The organism is Caenibius tardaugens NBRC 16725, from assembly GCF_003860345.1.
Taxonomy (GTDB): domain Bacteria; phylum Pseudomonadota; class Alphaproteobacteria; order Sphingomonadales; family Sphingomonadaceae; genus Caenibius; species Caenibius tardaugens.
In genome coordinates, this window is record NZ_CP034179.1 from 3,208,905 (window position 1) to 3,232,438 (window position 23,534).

Sequence of the window (23,534 nt, forward strand, 5' to 3'; positions counted from 1 at the left end):
TTAAGCGTGGCATTCGCGGCAGAGTGCGCCCTTGTGCGCTTTGCCGGGATGCCGCGTTGCCATCTCCTTAACCCTTTTTTACTAGGGCGATGGTGATGGAAAACGCACAGAAACCGCCTGTCAGCGATGTTTCGGCCGGTGTCGGCCTGTCCGGTGTTGTCGGGCTGTTGGTCTGGCTGGTGATTTGCCGCAACTGGCCCGCGCTTGCTGCGGCATTCGGCTTCAGTGGCGATCAGGGCGTGTTAAACGGCCCCTATGCGGCGCTTCTGGCACTGTTCTTTTCGGGCATTCCGATGGTCGCCTGGTCGCTCTGCGTCGACAAGGTCCATCGCCGCGCTTCGACCGGGATCGACTGGGCCAATCCCCGTCCGCTGGCCAGCGCATTGGAAACCGCTGTAACCAAGATCGCGGGCCTGTGGGCGACATGGGCGGTTATCGCGGTCCTCTATTGCCTTGCCCGTTGGTATTGGCGGGGCAATTACCTCTTCGCCATGGAATTGCTGACTGCGCTGGTCGTGCCGCTGCTGCTGGTGTCGATTCCCTATGTCGTCTGGCTCGATCGCTATCTGGTGCAGCCGCGCGATCAGGCTTGGCATTTCGGCGCCATGTTGATCGGGCGCGAACCCTATGACCGGCAGGAAATCTACCACCACTTGCGGGGGTGGGCGGTGAAGGGGTTCTTCATCGCGTTCATGTTCTCGATCCTTCCCGGCGGATGGGAGATGGCGGTGACGGCGGATTTCATCGGCGGGGTGACCAATCCCGTCGTGTTCTGCATGGCGCTGATCAACCTGATGTTTATGTTCGACGTGCAGATCGCGATGGTAGGCTATCTGCTGACCCTCAAGCCGCTCGACGCGAATATCCGCACGGCCAACCCCTATCTGGGCGGCTGGCTGTCGGCGCTGCTGTGCTATCCCCCGTTTATGCTGATGAACAGCGGCAACGTGCTGGATTACCATGTGAACGTTGCCGACTGGGCGTACTGGTTCGAAGGCTATACCGCGCTGTTGTGGGTATGGGGTGCGGTGCTGGTGTTCCTGACCGCGATCTACGCCTGGGCGACAGTGGCGTTCGGCATCCGGTTTTCCAACCTGACCTATCGCGGGGTGCTGACCAATGGCCCCTATCGGTTCACCCGGCACCCGGCCTATCTCTCGAAGAACCTGTTCTGGTGGCTGTCGACCCTGCCGTTTCTGGTGACCAGCCATTCGCTGACCGACATGGTGCGCAACACCGCGATCCTCGCGATTGTTAGCGGAATCTATTACTGGCGCGCCAAAACGGAAGAGCAGCACCTTTTGGCCGAAGATGCAAAGTATCGCGCCTATCATGCGTGGATGGCGCAGAATGCGCCGATTACGCGCGGCCTGTCGAAACTGCTGAACCTGTTCCGCCCGCGCGGCCCCGAAATACAGGGCGTGAACTGATCAGAGTTTTTCTGCGCCCGCCACGTCGTAGCGGGTAATGTCGCGGTCGTAGAGGCCGAGACCCGCGCGTTCTTCCTGCCATTGGCGCATATGGGGGGTGGCGAAATGCGCGGCCAGCGCTTCCCGGCTTTCCCACGCTTCGCTGACGCGGATCAGGCCGGGGTCAGCCACATCTTCGGCATAGCTGTAGGACAGGCAGCCCGGTTCGCGCCGCGTGGCATCGATCACGCGCCGCATCATCGGGCGCGCTTCGTCCAGTCGTTCGGGCGGAAGGCGGAAATGCCCCACCACCAGCACCAGGTCAGAAGCGTTCGTCATAAACGCGGGAGAGATCGCCGCCCCATTCGCCATGATACTTATCGAGCAAGCGCTGCGCGGGGACTTTGCCCGATGCGACGATCTCGCGCAGCGGGGCGAGAATGCCGGATTCGTTGTCGCCACTGGCGTTGCGGCGGTTGCGCGCGGTCAGGCCTGCGCCTGCGATATCCAGCACTTCGCCCGCGATATCCGCCAGCTTGCCGCCACCCGGCAGCGGGGCATCCAGCGCGAGCCGGGGCACGGCGTTGCGCAGCGTTTCACGCTCTTCCATCGACCAGTGCCTGACCAGATCCCATGCGGCATCGAGCGCGCCGTCATCGTACAGCAGGCCGACCCAGAAAGCCGGGAGCGCGCAGATGCGATCGTGCGGGCCGCCATCGGCACCGCGCATTTCGAGGAAGCTTTTCAGGCGTACTTCGGGAAAGGCGGTCGAAAGGTGATCAGTCCAGTCGCTCAACGTCGGCAATTCGCCGGGCAGGGCGGGCAACTGGCCCTTCATGAAATCGCGGAAGCTTTGCCCCGCAGCATCGATGTAGCGGCCATCGCGGAATACGAAATACATCGGCACATCAAGCATGTAATCGACGTAGCGTTCGTATCCGAAGCCCTGCTCGAACACGAAAGGCAGCATCCCCGTGCGGTGCGGGTCGGTGTCCGACCAGATATGGCTGCGATAGGACAGGAAGCCGTTGGGCTTGCCTTCGGTGAACGGCGAATTGGCGAACAGCGCGGTGGCCAGCGGTTGCAGCGCCAGTCCGACGCGGAACTTCTTCACCATGTCCGCTTCGCTGGCATAGTCGAGATTGACCTGAATGGTGCAGGTCCGCAGCATCATGTCCAGCCCGAGATTGCCGACGCGGGGCATATGCCGCAACATGATTTCATACCGTCCCTTGGGCATGATCGGCAATTCGGCGCGGGTCTTGTCCGGCCACATGCCCAGCCCGAGGAAATCCAGGCCCAGCCGTTCCCCAACCGCCTTCACCTCATACAGGTGGCGGCCCGTCTCGGCGCAGGTCTGATGCAGGTTTTCCAGTGGCGCGCCCGACAGTTCCAGCTGGCCCGCCGGTTCGAGGCTGACAGTGCCATCCGCGCCTTTCATGGCGATGACCGTGCCGTTTTCCTCGATCGGTTCCCAGCCGAATTCGGTGAGCGCGAGCAGCAGGTCGCGAATGCCGCCGGGTTCGCCATAGGAGGGCGCGTGGTGATCGGCGCGATGGAATACGAGCTTTTCATGCTCGGTCCCGATCCGCCATTGTTCGCGCGGCTTTTCGCCCCGCGCCATGGGCTCGGCAAGCTGGCTGATGCTCTCGATCAGCGGATCATCGTGGTCTGAAACCTGACGCGTACTCATCGCGCCCCTCTAATCGAGAGAAAGGCCGCTGCAAAGTATTCCTGAAGGTATACGGAAAAACTATGCACCGGGCCGGGGCACGAGGATATACTGGAAAGGCTGCAGTTGAGGCATTTTTGCGGAAAGTCGACGTTCCGGACACGCCAACATTGCGGACCTTTTTGTTTCGCTTAAGCTGTCCGTTCGGGTCAGGAGGTCGCCATGAGTTGGGAGCCAGAAACTTTGGCACAGTATCACGACCTTTGGGCATCTTTGATACTGCGAGCACCTGACAGTTTTCACAACGTTGCGGACATGACTCCGATGGCAGATCAAAAGGCCGCCCTTGTAAAGGAGTTCGAGCGTCTCCTTGCCGGATTCCACTTCGCGATCAGGAAGATAAAAGATGAACACGTCAGCCACATCGCAAAAGAACTCATAACAATGTCGTTTGAGTCATATATCGCAGGCGATAAAAAGGCTGGCGCGCACATGCTTCAGGAGGCCAGAGGTCTAGTATGGCCTCGTCATCAACTTAGGATCAAGTACGGGGTAGAGGCTGAACGACGGGCATTTGGTAAGAACTTACTTTACGCGAACGTCCTCGTCTCTCCTTACCCGTACGAAGGAACGGTTGCAGACCTTGGTCCTGACCAAACCATCTTACTAGAAATCGCAGTGCATTGGTTCAAATCCTATAACGAGCTCTTTAGGGATTTTAAATATTTCTCATGGGTCATTGATGCCGAGAATGTCGTCCGTCGCACATCCATAGAACCGAAGGACGACGATCATCCGCTCCTGAAGCCACTTCAGAAGTCATGGGGATACAAGCGCTTGAAGGAGCTGGGCCGAGCCGGAGATATCCAAGCTTGTGTGTTGGTGCAGTACATGCCCGGGCTTGTGATTTTTGATCTCGAGCAACGTGGAAAACCGCGTGTCAGTGCACGACAGCTCTTTAGTGGATTTGGACGTGAGACTGAATACGGGCAGATAAGATTCCACCTAGAAGACCCAGAGTTCATCACCGACGAATAGCGGGTAGCCTTAGGCGAATGTCCGCTTCCTCCAACATTTCTGCCATTCCGACTGTCGCATCTCATCCATGAAAGCGGATGATCCTTAAGGCGTGGTGTCACAGGGTATCCCGGCCCAATCGCCTGCTGCACCCATCCACAGGGCCGTGGCGGCAAGGGCGGCGGTTTCGCCGCGCAGAATGCGGGGCCCCAGTGTGATCGCCTGCGCGCTGCCATGCGCGCGGATCGCGGCGCGTTCGGCATCGTCGAAGCCGCCTTCCGGGCCAATGATCAGCGCGGCGGGGCCGGTGTGTGCGGCAAAGGCCTGTGTGGCCGGATCGCCGCCATTTTCATCGGCAAAGAACAGCTTGCGATCCGTGGGCCAATCGCGGAGCAGGGCGTCGAGCTTCACCGGTTCGCCCAATTCAGGCAGGGCGGTGCGGGCGCATTGTTCGGCCGCTTCGGTCAGGATCGTGCGGGCGCGTTCGGGGTTGAGCTTGTCCGCCACGCAGCGCCGGGTCACCACCGGCTGTATCCGCGCAACACCTAGTTCGGTGGCCTTTTCAAGCACCCAGTCGAACCGGTCTTTCTTGAGCAGGGCGGGGCAGAGCCAGAAATCGGGCACCTGTTCGCGGGGGCGCAGGTGTTCCACCACGTCCAGCGTGACATCGCGTTTGCCCGCATGGGCGACGCGAGCGGCCCATTCGCCCGTGGCATCATCGCACAGGATCACCGCATCGCCGGGGGCCACGCGCATCACCCGCAGCAGATAATGGGCCTGCTGCCCATCGATCACGCAATGGCCGCCTGCGGCAAGCGGCGCGGGGACGAACAGGCGCGGTGCGCTTTTCGGGGGCCAGGCAGGGGTCGCGGGCATCATGCTTCGTTAGCGGCGATGGCCGCCTTGGGAAAGGTGTTGCAGCACATGGCTGTCCTACATGTCCTTGCTGTGGCAAGGGGCAGGGATGATCCGTTTGGCGCACCGTTCCGCAACCATGGTTTTCCGCACACGATCGGGCGGGCTGTTCTTGCCCCTCTGGACTGTGTCACCTGTGTCAACTTGCTGCCCGCTGTGGTCAGCCGGTTGGCAGGAAACGGGGCGCTAGGACATCGCCATGGCAGACAGCATTGTCCCCGATACCGAACATCGCGGCCTTATCGCCCGGCTGCCCCAATTGCCGCGCGATTTGGCGCAACTGGCGCGGTTTGACCGGCCGATCGGCTGGTGGCTGCTGTTCTGGCCCTGTGTATGGGGGGTATGGCTGGCCGGTGCGGGCCTGCAATGGGCCCTGATCGGCTGGTTCCTGTTGGGCAGTGTGGCGATGCGCGGCGCGGGCTGTGTGCTGAACGATATCGTCGATGCCGATCTCGACCGGCAGGTGGCACGCACCGCCAGCCGCCCGGTGGCGAGCGGGCGGGTCAGCATAAAGCTGGCCTGGGCGTGGCTGGCGGCGCTGTGTCTGGTGGGGCTGGTCGTGCTGCTGCAATTGCGCTGGCAGGCGCAAGTGGTGGCACTGGGCAGTGTGGTGCTGGTGGCGGCCTATCCGTTCATGAAACGGATCACGTGGTGGCCGCAGGCGTGGCTGGGCATGGTCTTCACATGGGGGGCACTGGTCGGCTGGGTCGCCTTGCGGGATGATCATGGGTATGTGCTGGCGGCGCTCTATGCCGGGGCGATCTGCTGGTGCATCGGGTATGACACGATCTATGCCCTGCAGGACCGCGAAGACGATGCCCTGGTCGGCATCCGGTCCAGCGCCCTGCGTATGGGGCGCCATGTGCGCGGCGGGGTGGGGGCGTTTTATGCCGCTGCGGTGGCGCTGTGGGCGCTGGCGTTCTGGCTGCTGCGCGGCGATGTGCTGGCGCTGGCGGGCTTGCTGCCCGTGGCGCTGCATCTGGCATGGCAGGTGGTCACGCTGGATAGCGGGGATGGCGCGAATGCACTGGCGCGGTTCCGGTCAAACCGCTTTGCCGGCATGTTGATGGCGCTTGCCTGCCTCGTGGTGGGGAACGCCTGACCGCGCGGTATCACGAATCGGGGCGGGTCCAGATCCAGCTGAGGGCGATGATCGCCACGCCCAGCGGGACCAGCGACCACGGCCAGGCCATGAATACGAACCCCATGATTATGCTGCCGGAAAAGGCCAGTGTGGCGCCGACTTTGCCGATCCGGGCGATCGCCCCGCGCTCGCGCCATAGCCGGATGTGATGGCCGTAGCGTGGATGGTCGAGCAGGCGACGTTCGAATTCGGGATGGGATTTCCCGAAACACCACGCGGCGAGAATCAGGAAAGGCACAGTCGGCATGATCGGCAGCGCGATACCGACAAGGCCCAGTCCCACGCTGGTAACGCCCGCGATAAAATAGACACGCCGCATTCATTCATCCTGTGCTTGAAGAGGCGTGTTGCAGGAAATGAACCGGTAACGCCATTGTCAAATGAAAGGCGCACCCTAGATTCCCCGCAATGACAGATGCCAATGGCAAAGGACGATAATGAACGGTTTCAAAACCTTGATGCTGCTCTCGGCGCTCACCGCGCTGTTGATGGTGCTGGGTTACATGTTTGGCGGCTCGGGCGGTGCGGTGATCGCGCTGGTCGTGGCGGCGGGCATGAATTTCTTCACGTACTGGAATGCCGACAAGATCGTGCTGAAAATGCACAATGCACGGCAGGTCGACGCATCCAGCGCACCGGAATTCTACGGCATGGTGGCCGATCTGGCGCGCAATGCCGGGCTGCCCATGCCCAAAGTCTATATCGTGGATACCGATGCGCCCAATGCCTTCGCCACGGGCCGCAATCCGGAAAATGCGGCGGTGGCGGCAACCACAGGTCTGCTCCAGATGCTCAGCCGCGAAGAAGTGGCGGCGGTCATGGCGCATGAACTGGGCCACGTGCGCAATCGCGATACACTGGTCATGACCATGGTTGCCACGATTGCCGGTGCGATTTCGATGATCGCCAATTTCGGCATGTTTTTCGGCAACCGCAACAACGGCAATGCCATGGCCGGGATTCTGGCAGTGATTGCCGCTCCGTTCGCGGCGATGATCGTGCAGATGGCGATCAGCCGCACGCGCGAATTTGGCGCTGACCGCGCCGGTGCGGAAATCTGCGGCGATCCGGCGGCGCTGGCTTCGGCGCTGGCCAAGATCAGCGGCGCGGCGCAGCGCATTCCCAATCCGGTGGCGGAACGCAACCCGGCAGCGGCCCAGCTCTACATCGTGCCGGTTGGGCTGTCGGAATTGTTTTCCACGCACCCGCGCACGGAAAAGCGCATTGCCGCGTTGCAGGCGATGCAAGGCACAAATGCGCCGGTTCGCGCGGCGCGCAGGCCTTCCGCGCTCAACCCGCTGGGGAGAAACGGGCGTTAATTGCATCCTATTTGCCAAGGACACGCATAAGCCCTTGTCTGCGCCTGCGACGCACGCTAGGCCCCCGCGACGCAATGGCGCCGGGCCTGTAGCTCAGCGGTTAGAGCTGGCCGCTCATAACGGCTAGGTCGCGGGTTCGAATCCTGCCGGGCCCACCATTGCAGGATGTCAGGTCGGGGAGTAGCGCAGCCTGGTAGCGCATCTGGTTTGGGACCAGAGGGTCGCAGGTTCGAATCCTGTCTCCCCGACCAAAATCCCATGTGATGAAATAATAGCTGGGCTCGCACCGGCCTTGTCAGGCCCGGTAAGGGCCTATGCGGGGCGTTCCACAGCGCCCATGATTTCGCCCACTGTGGTGGGCTCCACACCGCGATGCTTCAGATGGGCAAGCACGGTCCGCCACCAGTCGTACAGCCGGTCAAGATCGGCCTGATCGCGGACATAGGGCGTATGGCCGGGGTGCAGGGAGGGGCTGTGAAACGACAGCACCAGAATCGGCAGGCCATCGTTCAGGGCCATGTCGATACCCTTGACCGCCTCGGTTGCGGTTACCCCTTCGGGCGTCAGAGGAATGCGATCGAGCAGGCGCAAATGCGCCAGTGCGCCACGCAACGCAGGAATCCGCCAGAGCGCAGGGTAGAGCCAGTCGCCAAGGCGGCGCAGCGGCCCCGCGAAAACCGTGGTGAGCGGCAGTTCCAGCAGGCCCTGCGCCTTGTCGATCCAGTAGGGATGCAACGGATGATCGCGATAGTTGCGGCCGCCCGACGCGGAATAATCGAAGCGCGATCGCACCGAACTGTCGATCGTCATCCCCATGTCTTTCAGCAGCGCGGCGCTGTTGGGGCCGAGTCCATAGCGCCCGGCGCGATAGATCCGCGGCTTGACCCCGATGTTCTCGACGATCCTGTCATGCAGCACGCGGAATTTTTCCCGTTCAATCCCTTCTGGAAGGTTCCCTGCGAAGCTGTTGAAGTTGCTGATTTCCTCATCGAATGGGGGATTGACCCAAGGGTGCAATTGCACGCCGACTTCCGCGCGCCCTGCCTGCACAGCCTCACGCAGGATAGTGCTGGCGAGAGGGGATGTCGCGATCGGATAGTCGATGAGATAGACCGGGACCACACCCTGATCTTCGCAGAACGCCTGAAACACTTTCAGCGCGGGCAAATGCTTCAGGCTATGGCCATCGCGCTGGAAAGGGGCGTTCCAGTCGAACTCTTCTTCCGTGTCGACAGTAAGAAGAAAACGCGGTGCGAACCGGGCTGCGAAGTGTGCAGCCGCGGATGGATTCGGTAGATCGGTGATCGATCGCATCGCGTAAGCTGCCCCCTGATGCATGGATCAGGCGGGCGTCCGCTACCGCCCTCGATCCTGCGCTTCCCCATGGCTAGGTAGCTCATCCTCTCCGGTCAAGAGCGGCAAGACCAGTTGCAGGATGCCATTGTCGAATGTGAGGCTGCCACCCACGGCCTGGGCTTCGGCACGGGCCAGGCGCAGCGTGAAGCCGGTACCGAACATGCCCGCGCTGACAGCGCGTTGCCCGCCATTTAGCGATGCGGAGAAAATATCCGTCGATCCCGAGAGGTTCGCGGGGATTTCGAACGCGGCAATAGCGTGTTCGCTGTCGCGCATGAAGCCAATGGCAAGCTCTTCGCCTGCACTGGCCTCGCCGACGATGGTTGCCAGAATACGCCAGCAGAGCCGTTCCGCATCGGCTTGTGTCAGCGCGACGATGGCAGGTGCGCCGTCGATCCCGGAAACCGCGATGTCGCTGGCGCGCGGGACGAGCGCAGGGCGAATCTGTTCCACCAGCGATGCCAGTACCGTGGCGAAATCGCAGTGCCCTTCGTCCAGTTCGAGCGCCCCGCTTTCCAGCCGCGCAAGCCGGTCCAGTTCATCGAAGCCGGCAAGAATACGGGCCGCGTCGCTGGCGATAGTGGCCGCCAGTGCGCGGTATTCATGCGGGGCGGGGCCATAGAGCTGCTGCTGGATGATTTCGGCAAAGCCCTGAATGGCATTCACCGGGGTGCGCAGTTCATGAAGGATCTGGCGGACGCGATCCGCCATCGGGTCCGCACTGTCGGCAGCGGGGCCCGCATTGGCCGACGGGCGCCGCATGCGTCCACTATATCCGAGATAACCGCCTGTCTTGCGATCGAATTGCGGGATGGCATCAAGGCACCATATCCCTGCGATCGCTGGCGCGCCTTCAATCGTAACCATGACTGCCTTCAGCGGTTGCCGGTGGCGCATGGCAGCAACCGCATCCTGATCGAGGCGTGCCGGTGCATCGGTACGTTGACTGGCCAGCATCAGTCCGTAGGCCATGGGCGCGTATGCCGGTTCGCACCAATCGATCCTTCCCGCCGCATCGGTGGTGAAATCGAAGGCGGGCGGCAGGGTTCCCCGCCGCGCATCGTGCAGATCGTTGAGCGGCAGCAGCGGGGCATCGCTGCCGCGCATCAGGGGGGCTGGTTTCTGGCTGCTCGCGTTGCTTCTGGCCCGCTGGAAGGCTTCGATCCGGCGAACCAGCGCGCCGATCGCAAGATCGTCACCGTTGTCGGCCTCCGGGCCAGCCGGTGTCTGGACAGGCGGCAGGGGACGCAACGGGGTGACAACTGCAAAAACAGACGAGGCGGCAATGGGTGTCGGTTCCGCTCCGGGTGTTCCAACCCCGTCATCGGGTTGTACGAGCGTGTCGGACAATTCGAGGATGTCGGGTGCGGGAAGCACCAGATCGTTGACACCCAGCCGCTCCAGCAAGGCATTGGTGCCTGGTTCGAGGTCGCGGCGATGGCGCAGAAACCCGCGTGCGGCGACAGACAAATCGGGGATCAGCGTTTGCCAGTCGGCATCCTGCAGGCGTGCGACAGCCATTGTGGCCGTGGCGATTTCCCCTTCCTGCGCAGCGAGAATCGCAACGAGCGCGGGATTGGCAAGGCGCATACCGGGTTCGCGGATAATGGCGCTGCGCTGGGCTGAGGGAAGTTCTCCGGACAGGACCGCCAACCGTTCGTATGCGGCATCGACCTGTGAGCCATCGGCATAGCGGGGCAGGGTACCCAGAAGATCGAGCAATTGCCGATACTGCGTGCGCAACGCACGATCACTGCCTGTCCCGGTGCGCAACACGGTGGCAAGGCGGTCATCGAAGTACATGCAGTCTCACTAACAACCGCGCACAGGCGCGGATCTGGGGAATCAATCGCGCGAGGGGTCTAGCACCAACAAAACGGGTCTGCATCAGCCCTGACATGGTCGTCGCAAAGCGGGACAGGCGTATTAAGCATGTTCATTAATAGATAAGCCTGTGTTTGTTGTGTGCTATACTATTTGGCGAGGAAGCTGGCTTGCCGGTGTAGTAGGGGGAAGTACCACTTGGATAGTTTCGATAAGATTGATCGACGGCTGCTTTCCGAACTGCAGGCCGAAGGGCGTGTGACAAATGTGGAACTCGCCAAGCGCGTGGGGCTGACCGCTCCGCCGTGCCTTCGGCGTATGCGCGCGCTAGAAGATGCGGGTGTTATTCGCGGATATCACGCCGATATCGATCCGGCGAAGATGGGCTTTTCCATCACGGTATTCGCCATGGTTAGTTTGAAAAGTCAGGCCGAGGCTGATTTGCGGGCCTTTGAAGAACATATGCGTGCGCTGCCCGATGTGCGCGAATGCCATATGTTGAACGGCGAGATCGATTTCATTCTTAAAATCGTCAGCCGTGACTTGCAGAGCTTTCAGGAATTTCTCACCAGCAGACTGACGCCGGCGCCGAATGTTGCCAGCGTCAAGACATCGCTGACAATCCGCACGGCCAAGCAGATTCCCGGGGTGCCGCTGGATTGACGGGCGGCTTAACCAAATTGCACTGTGGATAAGCGGCTGTCGCGTCCGCTGTTTAACCTGCCGCCGATGATACCGGATCAAACCGGCGGCAGGGAACGGGTAATCAGTCAGCCTGCCGTTTGGCGAGCCATTCTTCCAGCCACTTGATCGAATAGTCGCCGTTCAGGAAATCAGGTTCCTGCATTAGCGCTTCGTGCAGCGGGATCGAGGTCTTGACCCCGCCGATCACCATTTCTTCGAGCGCCCGGCGCAGACGCATGATGCATCCTTCGCGGGTGCGCCCATAGACGATCAGCTTGGCGATCATGGAATCGTAATAAGGCGGAATCCGGTACCCGGCGTAAAGGCCGGAATCGACGCGTACATGCATGCCGCCAGCCGCGTGATAGCTGGTCACTTCACCCGGTGAAGGCGTGAATGTGAACGCATCTTCGGCATTGATGCGGCATTCGATGGCGTGCCCGCTGAAGCGCAGTTCATCCTGCGTGACGGACAGCGGTTTGCCATCGGCGATGCGGATCTGTTCGCGCACCAGATCAAGCCCGGTGATCGCTTCGGTTACCGGGTGTTCGACCTGCAGGCGGGTGTTCATTTCAATGAAGTAGAACTTGCCGTCTTCCCACAGGAATTCGATGGTGCCGGCGCCGCGATAGCCCATGTCGGCCATCGCCTTGGAAACGATGCCGCCCATCCGTTCACGTTCTTCGGGTGAGATCACGGGGGAAGGGGCTTCTTCCAGAACCTTCTGGTGGCGCCGCTGCAGCGAACAGTCGCGTTCCCCAAGGTGAATGGCATTGCCACGCCCGTCACCGAAAATCTGGAATTCGATATGGCGGGGATTGGCGAGATACTTCTCGATATAGACGGTGTCGTCGCCAAAGGCGGCTTTGGCTTCGCTTTTCGCCTGGCTGACGAGGGTTTCGAGGCTGGCTTCGTCAGGGATGACTTTCATCCCGCGGCCGCCACCGCCCGATGCGGCTTTCACCAGAACCGGATAGCCGATTTCGGCGGCAACCCGTTTCGCCTCTTCCGTCGTTTCGATGGCGCCATCCGAACCGGGAACCAGCGGCAGGCCCAGCGCACCGGCTGTCCGCTTGGCTTCCACCTTGTCGCCCATAGTGCGGATATGTTCGGGTTTCGGCCCGATCCATGCGATGTTGTGCGCTTCCACGATTTCCGCAAACTTGGCATTTTCGGAAAGGAAGCCATAACCGGGGTGGATCGCATCGGCATGCGTGATTTCGGCTGCCGAGATGATCGCCGCGATATTGAGATAGCTGTCTGCCGCAGCCGGGGGGCCGATGCAAACGGCGCTGTCGGCAAGGCGGACATGCATCGCGTCGGCATCCGCAGTGGAATGCACGGCAACGGTTTCAATGCCCATTTCATGGGCCGCGCGATGGATGCGCAGCGCGATTTCACCGCGGTTGGCGATCAGGATGCGGGTAATAGCCATCGGGGGCCCTGCCTGCTCAGCCGATTACGACGAGCGGCTGATCGAATTCGACCGGCTGCGCGTTTTCGACGAGGATCGCCTTGACCGTTCCGGCTGCCGGGGCGGTGATCGGGTTCATGACTTTCATCGCTTCCACGATCAGCAGCGTATCCCCGGCTTTTACCTGGCTGCCGACGCTGACAAATGCGGCGGAACCCGGTTCGGGGGAGAGATAGACGGTGCCGACCATCGGCGATTTCACGGCATTGCCATCCATGGCGGGGGCTGCGGGCGCTTCTGCGGCGGCAGGGGCCGGTGCGGCAGCGACGGGAGCGGGCGCGGCGACAAGCGCGGGCGCGGCAAACTGGGTGGCGGCAGCAGCGGCGCGCGAGACCTTGATCTTGCGTTCGCCGTCTTCAACCTCGATTTCCGTCAGTCCGGTTTCATTCAGCAATTCGGCCAGTTCGCGGACCAGTGTGCTGTCGACCCTCATGCCGCTTGCGCGGCTGGCGGCGGAATCTTTGGATTCGGACATGCGTCCCTCTTGCTCGTTGAAATACCGGGGCCGCTATGCGGCGGGGCGACGGTGCTGGCAAGAGGGGAGCGGGCAAAATCCCCGCGAACGCATCGGAAAGCTCAAAGATTCGGCACTTTTTCCAATGCAAGAATATAGCTTTTTGCACCGTGGCCGGAAACGCAATCCACCGCCACCATGCCGACATAGCTGATATGGCGGAACGGTTCGCGTTCCTTCGGCTCGGAAATGTGGACCTCGATGACCGGTGTGCGGATCGCCTTGATGGCATCGTGCAGGGCGATCGAGGTGTGTGTGTATGCCCCGGCGTTAAGCAGGACGGCGCGCGCACCTTCTGCCTGCGCTTCATGCAGCCAGTCGATCAAATGGCCTTCATGGTTGGATTGGCGCACGTCCACTTCCAGGCCCAGTTCCATGGCGCGATCTTCCAGCATCCCGGCAATATCGTCGAGCGTGGTGGAGCCGTAGATTTCCGGTTCGCGCGTGCCGAGAAGATTGAGGTTCGGTCCGTTAAGGACATAGACGACGGGGTTGGCCATAAGTGACTCTTTGCCTGAATCTGCGGGATGGCGGGGCATAGCGGCCCGCCATCCTGTTTGTCGACGCTTTCTGTTTGTCGATTTATTTGTCGATGCCTTTCGCCTTCCCCCATTGGCGGGCGGCGGTGTAGCCGAGATAGCCGGTGCCGAAGAGCGCATAAAGTGGCTCCGGCAGGCCGTTGAGATAAGCATTGATGCCATTGGCGACAGCCTGCGCGGTGTGCAGGTCGGCGGCCGCCAGTAGCCCCATGGGGATTGCCCAGAGGATCATAACATACATGACGTAGAGAAAACTGGGGCGTGCGCGGCTGGTCCAGGGATCGGGTGAGTGCGCTTCTGCAACGATGGCGGACAGGCGCGCCTGTATCGTTTCCAGTTCCTGCGACCCCTGAAGCCGGATCAGTTCCAGCTTGGCTTTGTCGCGCGCTTCCTTGTCCGGAATGATCTTGTCGATGATGGATGAAAGCGGGCCGATGATGGCTTCGAGAATACCCATGGTCGCGAATCCCTGTTGTGTGGTGTTTCGCGGGGTCAGATAACCATATCGCTTCGTGTAGGAAAATGGATTCGCCAGATCGCGCCGCCCGGTGTGGACGGGTGCGATAGGGGTGGTTTTGGGGAAATTCCACTGGTCGGGACGAGAGGATTCGAACCTCCGACCCCCACACCCCCAGTGTGATGCGCTACCAGGCTGCGCTACGTCCCGAGTCAGTGGAGGCGCGCCTATAGGCATAGCTATCGGGCATGGCAAGCAGCTGTGACACCGGTTGTGCATTTTGCCGGTACAGCAATTGTACAGAAGCGGGGTGGCAACGGCCCGCACGGGGGCCGTGTGCTGTCGAATGCCTTGCTGTCTGCGCGTTGCCAGTGAGTTTCTTTGCTGCTAGGCGCGCAACCTTTCGTTGGGAAGGGCAATCCGTGCCGCATCTGCGGTCAATGCCTTTCCTCAAAATGACCGGGATTGCTCCGCTTCTCAAGGGTGTGTCGATGCTTGATATTTTGTCTGCAGCCGCTTCTGCCGGGGGCGATGCCCCGCCCGTGTGGATCAGCTGGTTGCCGATCCTCGGTATGATCGTAATTTTCTGGTTCCTGATCATCCGCCCGCAAATGCGTCAGCAGAAAGAGCATAAGGCCAAGGTGGCTGGCATGAAAAAGGGCGATATGGTCGTCACGGCCGGGGGCCTTGTCGGTAAAGTGATCAAGGTTGACGACCACTATGCCGAACTCGAACTCGGGCAGAATGTCCGCGTGAAAGCGGTGAAAAGCACCATTGGCGATATCATCCCGCCCGGCGGTTCTTCCCCGGCAAACGACTGAGATCGGACGTAGATGCTCGAATTTCCCCCTTGGAAAAGAGCCTGGCTGTGGTTTGTGACGCTGGCGCTTTCGGTGGCAGCGCTGCCATCGCTGGTGTCAGTGGCAGGCGGAAGCTGGCCATCGTTCCTGCCGAACCCCCAGGTTCATCTCGGTCTCGACCTTGCTGGCGGTAGCCATATCCTGCTGGAAGCCGATTCCAAGCAGGTAGCCGTACAACGGCTCGAAGCCATGGAAGAATCGGTGCGCGGTGCGCTGCGCAATGCCGAACCGCGCGTGCGCGTCGGTGATTTTTCCAGCCGCGATGGCCGTCTGTCGTTCATGGTCGAGGATCTCGGGCAGGTGGACGCCGCGCGCGAAGCGATCCTGCCGCTGACATCCGGCGCCGGTATGACCGGGCAACGCGACTGGCGCATTCAGGTGGTTGATGGGCAACGGTTCATCCTGACGCCGAGCCAGGCGGGGATCGACAAGGCCGTAACCGATGCGATGGACAGCGCCACCGAAGTCGTGCGCAAGCGTATCGACGCGCTGGGCACCCGCGAGCCGACGATCATCCGCCAGGGCGCGACCCGAATCGTGGTTCAGGTTCCCGGTCTGCAGGACCCGGAACAGCTCAAGGAATTGCTCGGTCAGACCGCCAAGCTCGAATTCAAGCTGGTCGATACGACTGCGCTGCCCAGCGATATCGCGCAGGGCATTGCGCCTCCGGGCAGTGAAATTGTGCCTTACGCCGAAGCCCAGCCGGGCCAGCCCGGGTTTATCGCGGTCAAGCGTCTGGGCGGGATCAAGGGCGACAATCTGACCAATGCCCAGCAGGGGTTTTCCCAGCAGGGCAACCAGCCGGTGGTGAATATCACGTTCAACCAGCAGGGCGGCTCCCGCTTCGCCAAGCTGACGACGGAAAACGTCAACCGGCCTTTCGCGATCATTCTTGATGGCAAAGTGCTTTCCGCACCCAACATCAATGAACCGATTCTGGGCGGCAGCGCGCAGATTTCCGGCAATTTCACGGTAGAAAGCGCGACGCAGCTGGCGATTTCGCTGCGTTCCGGTGCTCTGCCGGTCGACCTCAAGGTGATTGAGGAACGCACTGTCGGGCCTGACCTTGGTGCGGACTCGATCGTCAAGGGCGCGATCGCGATGCTGGTCGGTACGGTCGCGTTGATGACGTTCATCGTGCTGTCGTATGGCCGTTTCGGCGTCTATGCCTGCTGGGCGCTGTTCCTCAACATCCTGATGATCATCGGTGTCATGGGGATCGCCGGGACAACCCTGACCTTGCCGGGTATCGCGGGCTTCGTGCTTACTATCGGTGCGGCGGTGGATGCCAACGTGCTGATTAACGAACGTATCCGCGAGGAACGACGACGCGGCCGACGGGTCGTCCAGTCGGTGGAACTGGGATACAAGGAAGCCAGCCGGGCGATTTTCGACGCCAATATCACCAACGTGATCGCGGCTGTGCTGATGTTCCTGTTCGGCTCCGGCCCAGTCCGCGGTTTCGCCGTGGTGCTGATGATCGGTATCGTGACCTCGGTCTTTACCGCGGTGACCATGACCCGCATGTGGGTTGCCAACTGGTTGCGCAAGGCGCGGCCAACTGACCTGAACCTGTGAGAGGAGAGGATTGATGAAGCTCCTCAAGCTCGTTCCCGACAATACCAATATCCACTTCTTGAAGTGGCAGTGGCCGTTTTTCATCAGCAATATCCTGGCGATGATCGGCGCGGTGGTGCTGTTGTTCACGCATGGTCTCAATCTGGGCGTCGACTTCGTCGGCGGGCAGATGATCCGGGCCACGTTCGTCGAAAGCACTGTGGCGCCGGTTGCGGACCTGCGGGAGAGTGTCGGTAAACTCGGTTATGGCGAACCGATCATCCAGCAGTTCGGAAAGCCCAACGAGGTGTCGATCCGGATGAAGCTGCCGGAAGGCGCGGAAGATCATGCCGAACTGGCCGATGCGATGGCCAACAAGATCACCGGCACGCTCAAACAGACCTATCCGGGTGTGCGGATCGACGGGGTCGATTCGGTGTCGGGCAAAGTTTCGGGCGAACTGTTCAAGACCGGTATGCTGGCGCTGTTGCTGGCGATGGTCGGCATCTCGATCTACATCTGGGTGCGGTTCGAATGGCAGTTCGGCGTGGGTGCCCTGTTCGCGCTGGTGCAGGATTTGCTGCTGACAATCGGCATGTTCTCGCTCACGCAGATGGAGTTCGATCTGAACATCGTGGCGGCCTTGCTCACCCTGCTGGGCTATTCGCTGAACGACAAGATCGTGGTCTATGACCGCATCCGCGAAAACCTCAAAAAGTATCGCAAGATGCCGATGCCGGAACTGCTCGATCTTTCCGTGAACGAGACGTTGTCACGCACTGTGGCAACCTCGCTGGCGGTGCTGATCATGCTGTTCTCGTTGCTCCTGCTTGGTCCGGATGTGATCTTTGGTTTTACCGCCGCTATCACGCTCGGCATTTTCGTCGGGACCTATAGCTCGATCTTCATGTCGGCGCCGATCCTGATCTGGCTTGGCGTGACGCAATCGAGCTTCGTGCCCGCTGACAGCGGCTCGGACAGCCCGAAAAAGGCTGCCATCGACGAAGCGTAAGGACAATGGTTGGCCGGCGCGCCTAGTGTGCGCCGGCCAGACTTTCGTACCAGGCGGCAAGCGCGGCCGCATTGTTTTCCCAACTGAAGGGCGCCGCATGCGCCGCCACCACCGCCGGATCGCGCGGTGAGGAGAGCAGATCGCGCACCGCTGCTGCAATGGCGCGGGAATCGCGCGGAACGATCAGCCCGGCGCTGTCGTCTTTCACCAGTTCGCGCGCGCCACCGGCTTCGGTGATCACCAGCGGCGTGCCGCAGGCAAGTGCTTCCACCCAGGCGTTGGCCAGGCCTTCGCTGGCGGATGGCAGGACCATCGCGTCGCAGGCTGCCAGCACCAGCGGCAAAGCCGTGTGGTCGAGCGAACCGAGAAAATGCACGCGTTCCGCGACCCCCAGTTCCTTCGCCAGATCGCGCAGCAGGCTTTCGTCCTGCCCCTTGCCGACAAGCAGGAGATGGGCATCGGGCAGGTCGGGTAGCGCGCGGATGACATAAGCCTGCCCCTTGCGCGGGATCAGGGCGCCAACCGTAGCCAGCAGGCGGCCTGACGCGGGCAGGGCGGTGCCATGCAGGGATGCTAAGTGCCTGCGCGTTTCGGCCCTGTTGCGGGGGTGAAACAAGGTGCGGTCCAGCCCGGTATAATGCAGGGACATCCTGTCTGACGGCAGGCCAATGGTGGCCATATCGTCGGCAAGGGCGCGGCTGACCGCCAACAATCCTGTCGCGCCATCCGCAGCCTCACGCATCATGCGCAAGGCATAGGGTTTGCGCCCCCAAAACGAGATATCCGCCCCGCGCGCCTTGATGGAATAGGGCACATTCAGCGCGGCGGCGATCCGGGCAATCGCAGGGCCATCGGGGTAAAAGAACTGCGCGTCGATCACGTCGAACGGCTTCTCGGCATGAAGCCGCCGGACCAGGGGCAAAGCGGCGCGCACGATCGCGCCCGGGTTGAACCGTCCACCCACGCGCGGGATCAGGGTGAAGCGAGGCCGATAGACTTGCACACCGCCTTCCACGCCATCCAATGCTGCATCACGCAAGGCGCGATAGGGGCCGAAAGCTATCGGCGGGATGCCGATCGGATTGACGACCGTGACATCCCAGTCGCCCCGCGCGGCCAGTGCTTCGAGACTGCGCGCGACGAAGGTGCCGAAGCGGGGGGACAGGGCATTGGGGTAAAGGGTCGAAAGAGAAAGAACCCGGCGCGATGCGATCATAGTTTGCGCACCAGCATATGCGCAACGGCCAGCCATGGGGGATTGTCGATGACGATCTGCCGCTGTCCGATACCCGGGGGCAGAAGCCCGACAAGCGTGCCGCTGCGGTCGATCAGGCGGCCGAAAGCGAAGCGCCCGCCCTTGCGCGGGACCAGTACGTCACGGTTGATAGCCTGGACACTGTCTTCCGGCGCAATCTGTCGCAGCCAGAGTTGATCGCCCGCACGATATTCCCCGGCGCTGCTATCCACTGCGAGGCAAAGCAGCGCATCCCCTCCTGCCAGATCGCTGGGTAGAATGGCATCGCGCGGGTTGGCCAGCGCTTCCGCGCCGCTTTCCGTCAGGCGGGCGACAATCTGTGCCGGGGCGGCATCTTCACCACGCACCAGCATTTCGGGATCGACCCCCAGCGCCGCAGCAATGCGGTTCATCCAGCCGAGCGAAAGATTGCGCATCCCGGTTTCGAGCCGACCGATGGTCTGCGCCGTCGTTGCGGGTGCGCAGGCAGCGGCCACATCGGCCAGAGTCATGCCTTTTTCCTTGCGGATATCACGAATGCGATTGATCACCGCGCAATCCCCATAATAACCAAATTGGTTTTTTCATTTTCCTACACGAACCGAACCTTGGCAAGTGCGAATGCACAATTGTGGAAGGATGGTCCTATGCGTCGTGAACTTGCAGAACGGGAATTGGCGGATAACAGCGTGAACGGGGCGGGCCGACTGTGCCAGCGCCGCCGCAAGGTCACCGTCAATCTCGCGGAATCGCCGCTGGGCTGGCTGCATGCGCGCGGCCATATCGATGACCGCCTGTTTGCGGCGGGAGAAGCCTTGCGGTCTGATTTTGAACGGGCGCAACTGGCCCCGCGAACGACGATGCGGTGGGAACCGGTGCGGGTGCGCGGAGGGGGTGAGGCGGGGCTGACGCCTACTGAACGGCAGATTGCCGCCAAGGCGCGTTTCGATGGGGCTCTTGCCACCGCAGGACGTGGATTGGCGGATATTCTCTGGCGGGTGGTCTGCGCGGGGGAAAGTGTACCCCATGCCGAAAAGGCGCTGAACTGGCCCGTGCGCAGTGGCAAATTGGTGCTGCGGCTGGCCTTGGACCGCGTGGCCGATTTCTATCGGATACCCTGAAGTATCCCCGCAATCCGTTCACGCAAGTGCGGCAGGACCGTGCTTTCGAACCATGGATTCTGCCGCATCCAGATTGTGCTGCGCCACGATGGGTGCGGCAATGGCAGGAAATCGGGCGCATAAGCCGTGAAATTGCGGACCCGATCAGTCATGGAAAGGCGATCGCGCCCGCGCAGATAATATCCCTGGGCATGGCTGCCGACGAGCAAGGTCAGGCACTTTTCAGGCATCGCCGCCATGACTTTCGCATGCCATTGGGGCGCGCATTCCGGGCGGGGTGGGAGATCGGCGCTTTTGCCCTTGCCCGGATAACAGAAACCCATGGGTACGATCGCCACGTGTGCGGGATCATGCAGATCTTCGTGGGACAGCCCCGTCCATTCACACAGTCGCGCACCGCTGGCGTCATTCCACGGAATGCCGCTGGCGTGCACTTTCGATCCGGGGGCCTGACCGACGATCACCAGTCGCGATGTGGCCGAGAACTGCACGACAGGGCGCACGCCATGCGGCAGGAAGGCCTCGCACAGGCGGCAAGCGGCGATCGCGCGATGAAGGTCGGTCATGGAAAAGCAGGTAAGGCGGGCGTGATCGCGTTCAAGCCCGGGCCTTATGTTGCGATCACAGTGCCTCGACCATTTCCGCCAGTTCGAGCCAGCGTTCCTCGGCCGCATCCTTCTCGACGCGGGCCTTGTCGATCGCGGCGGTCAGCGACGCGAACTTTTTCGGATCGCTGGTGTAAAGCGCCGGGTCCGACAGCGCAGCCTCGTCACGCGCGATATGCGCTTCGAGTTCCGCGATCCGGTCGGGCAGCAGATCGAAATCGCGCTGATCCTTGTAACTGAGCTTGGTCTTCTTTGGCGGCGGGGGCGGAGCGATTTCCACCCTTGCGGCTTTCACCTTGGTTGGCGCGACGCGCTGTTTGCGCTTGGCTTCCCAATCGGCATAGCCACCCGCGACGATATCCACGGCGCCGCTGCCATCGAGACCCAGTGTTACCGTGACCGTGCGGTCGAGAAAATCGCGGTCGTGGCTGACAATCAGCACGGTGCCATCGTAATCGGCAATGACTTCCTGCAGCAGGTCGAGCGTTTCGAGGTCGAGGTCGTTGGTCGGTTCGTCCAATACCAGAAGGTTGGATTTACGGGAAAATTCCCGCGCGAGCAGCAGGCGGGACCGTTCACCACCCGACAGGACCCCGACTTTCATATCGACAATACCGGGATCGAACAGGAATTCCTTGAGATAGCCCTGAATGTGTTTGCGCACGCCCTGCACATCGATCCAGTCGCCGCCTTCGGCCAGAATTTGGCGGACGGTCTTTTCGGGCGAGATCAGGCTGCGCTGCTGATCGATCACGATCCCGGTCAGCGTTTTGGCCAGCGTGACCGTGCCTTCATCGGGGGAAAGTTCGCCTGTCAGCAATTTCAACAGGGTGCTTTTACCCGCGCCGTTCGACCCGACCACGCCAATGCGATCCCCCCGCTGGATACGCAGCGAGAAGTCCTTGATAATCGTGCGGTCGCCGAACCGCTTGGTCACATGTTCGGCAACGATAACCGACTTGGTCTTGGAATCGTCATTCGACAGCGCGAGTTTCGCATTGCCGGTGGGTGAGAGCATCGATGCGCGTTGGGCGCGCATCTCGTACAGCTTTTCAAGCCGACCCTGATTGCGCTTGCGCCGGGCGGTAACCCCGCGTTCGAGCCAATGCGCCTCGATCTTCAGTTTGGCGTCGAGCCGTTCGGCGGCGCGCGCCTGTTCGGCGAAGACCTGTTCTTCCCACGCTTCATACCCGCCAAAGCCGATTTCCCGGCGGCGTAACGATCCCTGGTCGAGCCAGAGTGTCGCCCGGGTCAGCCGGGTGAGGAACGTACGGTCGTGGCTAATGACTACGAATGCGCCGTTGTAGCGGCCCAGCCAGTCTTCCAGCCAATCGATGGCCCCCAGATCGAGATGGTTGGTCGGCTCGTCCAGCAGCAGCAGATCCGGTTCGCTCGCCAGCGCGCGGGCAAGCGCGGTGCGCCGCCGTTCGCCCCCGCTGGCGCTGGCCGCGCTGCGCGACAGATCGATCCCGATCTGCCCGGCAATCGCTTCCACTTCGTGCTGCGCGGGCGCGTGCTCCCCCGCAATGGCGAAATCGAGCAAGGTGTCGAACCCGGAAAAGTCGGGTTCCTGTTCCAGCATGACCACTCTCGTCCCCGGCTGGACCGTGCGGGTGCCCGCATCTGCTTCGATCCGGTTGGCGATCAGTTTGAGCAAGGTGGTTTTGCCCGCGCCATTGCGCCCGATCAGCGCGATCCGATCGCGCGGGGCGATATGCAGGTTGATATCCTGAAAGAGCCAGCCCGCGCCCTGAATCAGGCCGAGGCTTTCCCAACTGAGAATAGGGGGAGGTGCCATGGGGGCCCCATAGAGCATCGCGCAAAAAAGTGGGAACCGGTTTTTTGCACAAGCGATGCGTAGGGCAGGCGCGCATCGCGCAAAAAAGTGGGAACCGGGTTTCCCGGCACCGCAAGGTCTTGGAACTATGTGCGGAAGAGGGCGCACGGATGCGTCTTGTCCCATGAATGGTGTCTCGCTTTCGTTCCGGCTCTGGAACCACTCCGTTCACCGATGCGTAATTCAGACTGCGGCAGCGACGCCGCATTCACCATGGGAGTTTCTCAGATGATCCGATTTGCCTTGCCGTTGCTCGCCGTCGCCGCGATGGCTTCCCCCGCTATGGCGGCCGATGTGCAAATTCAGGCACAGGGCCCGGTGGTCGAACTGAGCGTAAGCGAAGTCGTGAAGGCGCGGCCGGACATTGCCAATGTCGGATCGGGTGTCTCGACACTGGCGCCGACAGCGGTTGCCGCCATGCAGCAGAATGCCAAGGCGATGGATGCAGTTATTGCCCGGATCAAGGCACTGGGTATCGCGAAGGACGATATCCAGACGGCGGGCATCAACCTTTCGGCGCAGTACGATTATGATCAGGCAGCACGGAAACAGGTGTTTCGCGGATATCAGGCCTCGAACACAGTGAATGTCACCTTGCGTGATGTGGCCAAGGTTGGACAGGTGCTTGATGCGCTGGTGGCCGCCGGCGCAACCGATATCAACGGGCCGGTACTCGCGATAGACGATGAAACGACCGCCAAGGCGCAGGCGCGCAAGGCCGCGATGGAACGCGCGCGTACGCAGGCGCTCGAATATGCGAAGCTGGCCGGATACGCGGACATCCGTTTGCTGGACATCAGCGAATCGATCAATATTGGCCGTCCGATGATGCTGGAGAAAGCCGTGGCCGCAGACGCGATCATGAACACCTCGACGCCGGTTGAACCGGGCCTTGTGGGCACTGGCGTGAATGTCACAGTGACGTATGAAATGGTGCGCTGATTTCTGAACACGTGCCGGTTGTGTCATTCACAACTTGTTCAA

At 61.5% G+C, this 23,534-nt stretch carries 24 protein-coding genes and 3 tRNA genes; 12 read left to right on the forward strand and 15 right to left on the reverse strand.

What is annotated here, in order from left to right; all coding sequences use genetic code 11:
• Positions 1-95 precede the first annotated feature (95 nt).
• Entirely contained in the window at positions 96-1,430 is a 1,335-nt protein-coding gene (locus EGO55_RS15095) for a methyltransferase family protein (RefSeq protein ID WP_021688543.1), read from the forward strand.
• On the opposite strand, the gene EGO55_RS15100 is transcribed toward EGO55_RS15095, so the two are convergent.
• Complete coding sequence (locus EGO55_RS15100; RefSeq protein ID WP_021688542.1) at positions 1,431-1,748, reverse strand: putative quinol monooxygenase; 318 nt, start codon at positions 1,746-1,748, stop codon at positions 1,431-1,433.
• Positions 1,732-3,102: a glutamate--cysteine ligase gene (locus EGO55_RS15105; RefSeq protein ID WP_021688541.1), complete on the reverse strand. Its 1,371-nt coding sequence runs from the start codon at positions 3,100-3,102 to the stop codon at positions 1,732-1,734. Before EGO55_RS15105 ends, EGO55_RS15100 begins: the two co-directional genes overlap by 17 nt.
• Before the next feature lie 303 nt (positions 3,103-3,405).
• Between EGO55_RS15105 and EGO55_RS15110 the strand changes: the two genes are divergently transcribed.
• Entirely contained in the window at positions 3,406-4,119 is a 714-nt protein-coding gene (locus EGO55_RS15110) for a hypothetical protein (RefSeq protein ID WP_124916801.1), read from the forward strand.
• 84 nt (positions 4,120-4,203) lie between these two features.
• Here EGO55_RS15110 and EGO55_RS15115 read toward each other — a convergent pair whose 3' ends face one another.
• Positions 4,204-4,974 (reverse strand): 16S rRNA (uracil(1498)-N(3))-methyltransferase, encoded by a 771-nt coding sequence (locus tag EGO55_RS15115; protein ID WP_040714816.1) that lies wholly within the window; start codon positions 4,972-4,974, stop codon positions 4,204-4,206.
• Between the two features lie 238 nt (positions 4,975-5,212).
• Here EGO55_RS15115 and ubiA point away from each other — a divergent pair, with 238 nt between their 5' ends.
• Entirely contained in the window at positions 5,213-6,115 is a 903-nt protein-coding gene (gene ubiA, locus EGO55_RS15120) for a 4-hydroxybenzoate octaprenyltransferase (RefSeq protein ID WP_021688538.1), read from the forward strand.
• Positions 6,116-6,125: 10 nt separating this feature from the next.
• On the opposite strand, the gene EGO55_RS15125 is transcribed toward ubiA, so the two are convergent.
• On the reverse strand, positions 6,126-6,476 hold the full coding sequence (locus EGO55_RS15125) for a YbaN family protein (protein WP_021688537.1): 351 nt from the start codon (positions 6,474-6,476) through the stop codon (positions 6,126-6,128).
• Positions 6,477-6,594: 118 nt separating this feature from the next.
• Between EGO55_RS15125 and htpX the strand changes: the two genes are divergently transcribed.
• From htpX to EGO55_RS15140, 3 genes are all read left to right on the forward strand, one after another.
• Positions 6,595-7,476 carry a zinc metalloprotease HtpX gene (gene htpX, locus EGO55_RS15130; protein WP_021688536.1) on the forward strand — a complete coding sequence of 294 codons (882 nt, stop codon included), beginning with the start codon at positions 6,595-6,597 and terminating at the stop codon, positions 7,474-7,476.
• Positions 7,477-7,558: 82 nt separating this feature from the next.
• Positions 7,559-7,634: transfer RNA gene (locus EGO55_RS15135), tRNA-Ile, on the forward strand.
• A 16-nt stretch (positions 7,635-7,650) separates the two neighbouring features.
• Positions 7,651-7,727 (forward strand) — tRNA-Pro (locus tag EGO55_RS15140).
• A 61-nt stretch (positions 7,728-7,788) separates the two neighbouring features.
• On the opposite strand, the gene EGO55_RS15145 is transcribed toward EGO55_RS15140, so the two are convergent.
• Positions 7,789-8,790, reverse strand: a complete 1,002-nt coding sequence (locus tag EGO55_RS15145; protein WP_021688535.1) for a polysaccharide deacetylase family protein — start codon at positions 8,788-8,790, stop codon at positions 7,789-7,791.
• A gap of 42 nt (positions 8,791-8,832) precedes the next feature.
• On the reverse strand, positions 8,833-10,635 hold the full coding sequence (locus tag EGO55_RS15150; protein ID WP_021688534.1) for a histidine kinase dimerization/phospho-acceptor domain-containing protein: 1,803 nt from the start codon (positions 10,633-10,635) through the stop codon (positions 8,833-8,835).
• Between the two features lie 219 nt (positions 10,636-10,854).
• On the opposite strand from EGO55_RS15150, the gene EGO55_RS15155 reads away from it, so the two are divergent.
• Entirely contained in the window at positions 10,855-11,319 is a 465-nt protein-coding gene (locus EGO55_RS15155) for an Lrp/AsnC family transcriptional regulator (RefSeq protein WP_021688533.1), read from the forward strand.
• 103 nt (positions 11,320-11,422) lie between these two features.
• Here EGO55_RS15155 and accC read toward each other — a convergent pair whose 3' ends face one another.
• From accC to EGO55_RS15180, 5 genes are all read right to left on the reverse strand, one after another.
• Entirely contained in the window at positions 11,423-12,775 is a 1,353-nt protein-coding gene (gene accC, locus EGO55_RS15160) for an acetyl-CoA carboxylase biotin carboxylase subunit (RefSeq protein ID WP_021688532.1), read from the reverse strand.
• Between the two features lie 16 nt (positions 12,776-12,791).
• A complete protein-coding gene (gene accB, locus EGO55_RS15165; protein ID WP_021688531.1) occupies positions 12,792-13,289 on the reverse strand; it encodes an acetyl-CoA carboxylase biotin carboxyl carrier protein in 498 nt (165 codons plus the stop codon).
• A 101-nt stretch (positions 13,290-13,390) separates the two neighbouring features.
• The gene (gene aroQ, locus EGO55_RS15170) at positions 13,391-13,828 is read right to left on the reverse strand and encodes a type II 3-dehydroquinate dehydratase (protein ID WP_021688530.1); all 438 of its coding nucleotides are present in this window, start codon (positions 13,826-13,828) and stop codon (positions 13,391-13,393) included.
• 82 nt (positions 13,829-13,910) lie between these two features.
• Positions 13,911-14,324 (reverse strand): holin family protein, encoded by a 414-nt coding sequence (locus tag EGO55_RS15175; protein ID WP_021688529.1) that lies wholly within the window; start codon positions 14,322-14,324, stop codon positions 13,911-13,913.
• Positions 14,325-14,457: 133 nt separating this feature from the next.
• A tRNA-Pro gene (locus EGO55_RS15180) sits at positions 14,458-14,534 on the reverse strand.
• 281 nt (positions 14,535-14,815) lie between these two features.
• On the opposite strand from EGO55_RS15180, the gene yajC reads away from it, so the two are divergent.
• The 3 genes from yajC to secF are packed head-to-tail and all read left to right on the forward strand — an operon-like array spanning position 14,816 to position 17,753.
• Entirely contained in the window at positions 14,816-15,145 is a 330-nt protein-coding gene (gene yajC / locus EGO55_RS15185; protein WP_021688528.1) for a preprotein translocase subunit YajC, read from the forward strand.
• Positions 15,146-15,157: 12 nt separating this feature from the next.
• On the forward strand, positions 15,158-16,762 hold the full coding sequence (secD, locus tag EGO55_RS15190) for a protein translocase subunit SecD (protein WP_021688527.1): 1,605 nt from the start codon (positions 15,158-15,160) through the stop codon (positions 16,760-16,762).
• 13 nt (positions 16,763-16,775) lie between these two features.
• Complete coding sequence (gene secF / locus EGO55_RS15195) at positions 16,776-17,753, forward strand: protein translocase subunit SecF (protein WP_021688526.1); 978 nt, start codon at positions 16,776-16,778, stop codon at positions 17,751-17,753.
• A gap of 22 nt (positions 17,754-17,775) precedes the next feature.
• Here secF and EGO55_RS15200 read toward each other — a convergent pair whose 3' ends face one another.
• Entirely contained in the window at positions 17,776-18,969 is a 1,194-nt protein-coding gene (locus EGO55_RS15200) for a glycosyltransferase (RefSeq protein WP_021688525.1), read from the reverse strand.
• Positions 18,966-19,538: a helix-turn-helix domain-containing protein gene (locus EGO55_RS15205; RefSeq protein ID WP_021688524.1), complete on the reverse strand. Its 573-nt coding sequence runs from the start codon at positions 19,536-19,538 to the stop codon at positions 18,966-18,968. The genes EGO55_RS15200 and EGO55_RS15205 overlap by 4 nt, the downstream gene beginning before the upstream one ends.
• A 96-nt stretch (positions 19,539-19,634) precedes the next feature.
• On the opposite strand from EGO55_RS15205, the gene EGO55_RS15210 reads away from it, so the two are divergent.
• Positions 19,635-20,108, forward strand: a complete 474-nt coding sequence (locus tag EGO55_RS15210) for a DUF6456 domain-containing protein (protein WP_021688523.1) — start codon at positions 19,635-19,637, stop codon at positions 20,106-20,108.
• Here the strand turns inward: EGO55_RS15210 and EGO55_RS15215 are convergent.
• Both EGO55_RS15215 and EGO55_RS15220 read right to left on the reverse strand, forming a co-directional pair.
• Positions 20,093-20,674 (reverse strand): uracil-DNA glycosylase family protein, encoded by a 582-nt coding sequence (locus tag EGO55_RS15215; protein WP_021688522.1) that lies wholly within the window; start codon positions 20,672-20,674, stop codon positions 20,093-20,095. The genes EGO55_RS15210 and EGO55_RS15215 overlap by 16 nt on opposite strands.
• 55 nt (positions 20,675-20,729) lie before the next feature.
• Positions 20,730-22,511: an ABC-F family ATP-binding cassette domain-containing protein gene (locus tag EGO55_RS15220; RefSeq protein WP_021688521.1), complete on the reverse strand. Its 1,782-nt coding sequence runs from the start codon at positions 22,509-22,511 to the stop codon at positions 20,730-20,732.
• 267 nt (positions 22,512-22,778) lie between these two features.
• Here EGO55_RS15220 and EGO55_RS15225 point away from each other — a divergent pair, with 267 nt between their 5' ends.
• On the forward strand, positions 22,779-23,492 hold the full coding sequence (locus EGO55_RS15225) for an SIMPL domain-containing protein (RefSeq protein ID WP_021688520.1): 714 nt from the start codon (positions 22,779-22,781) through the stop codon (positions 23,490-23,492).
• The last annotated feature ends 42 nt before the right edge of the window (positions 23,493-23,534 follow it).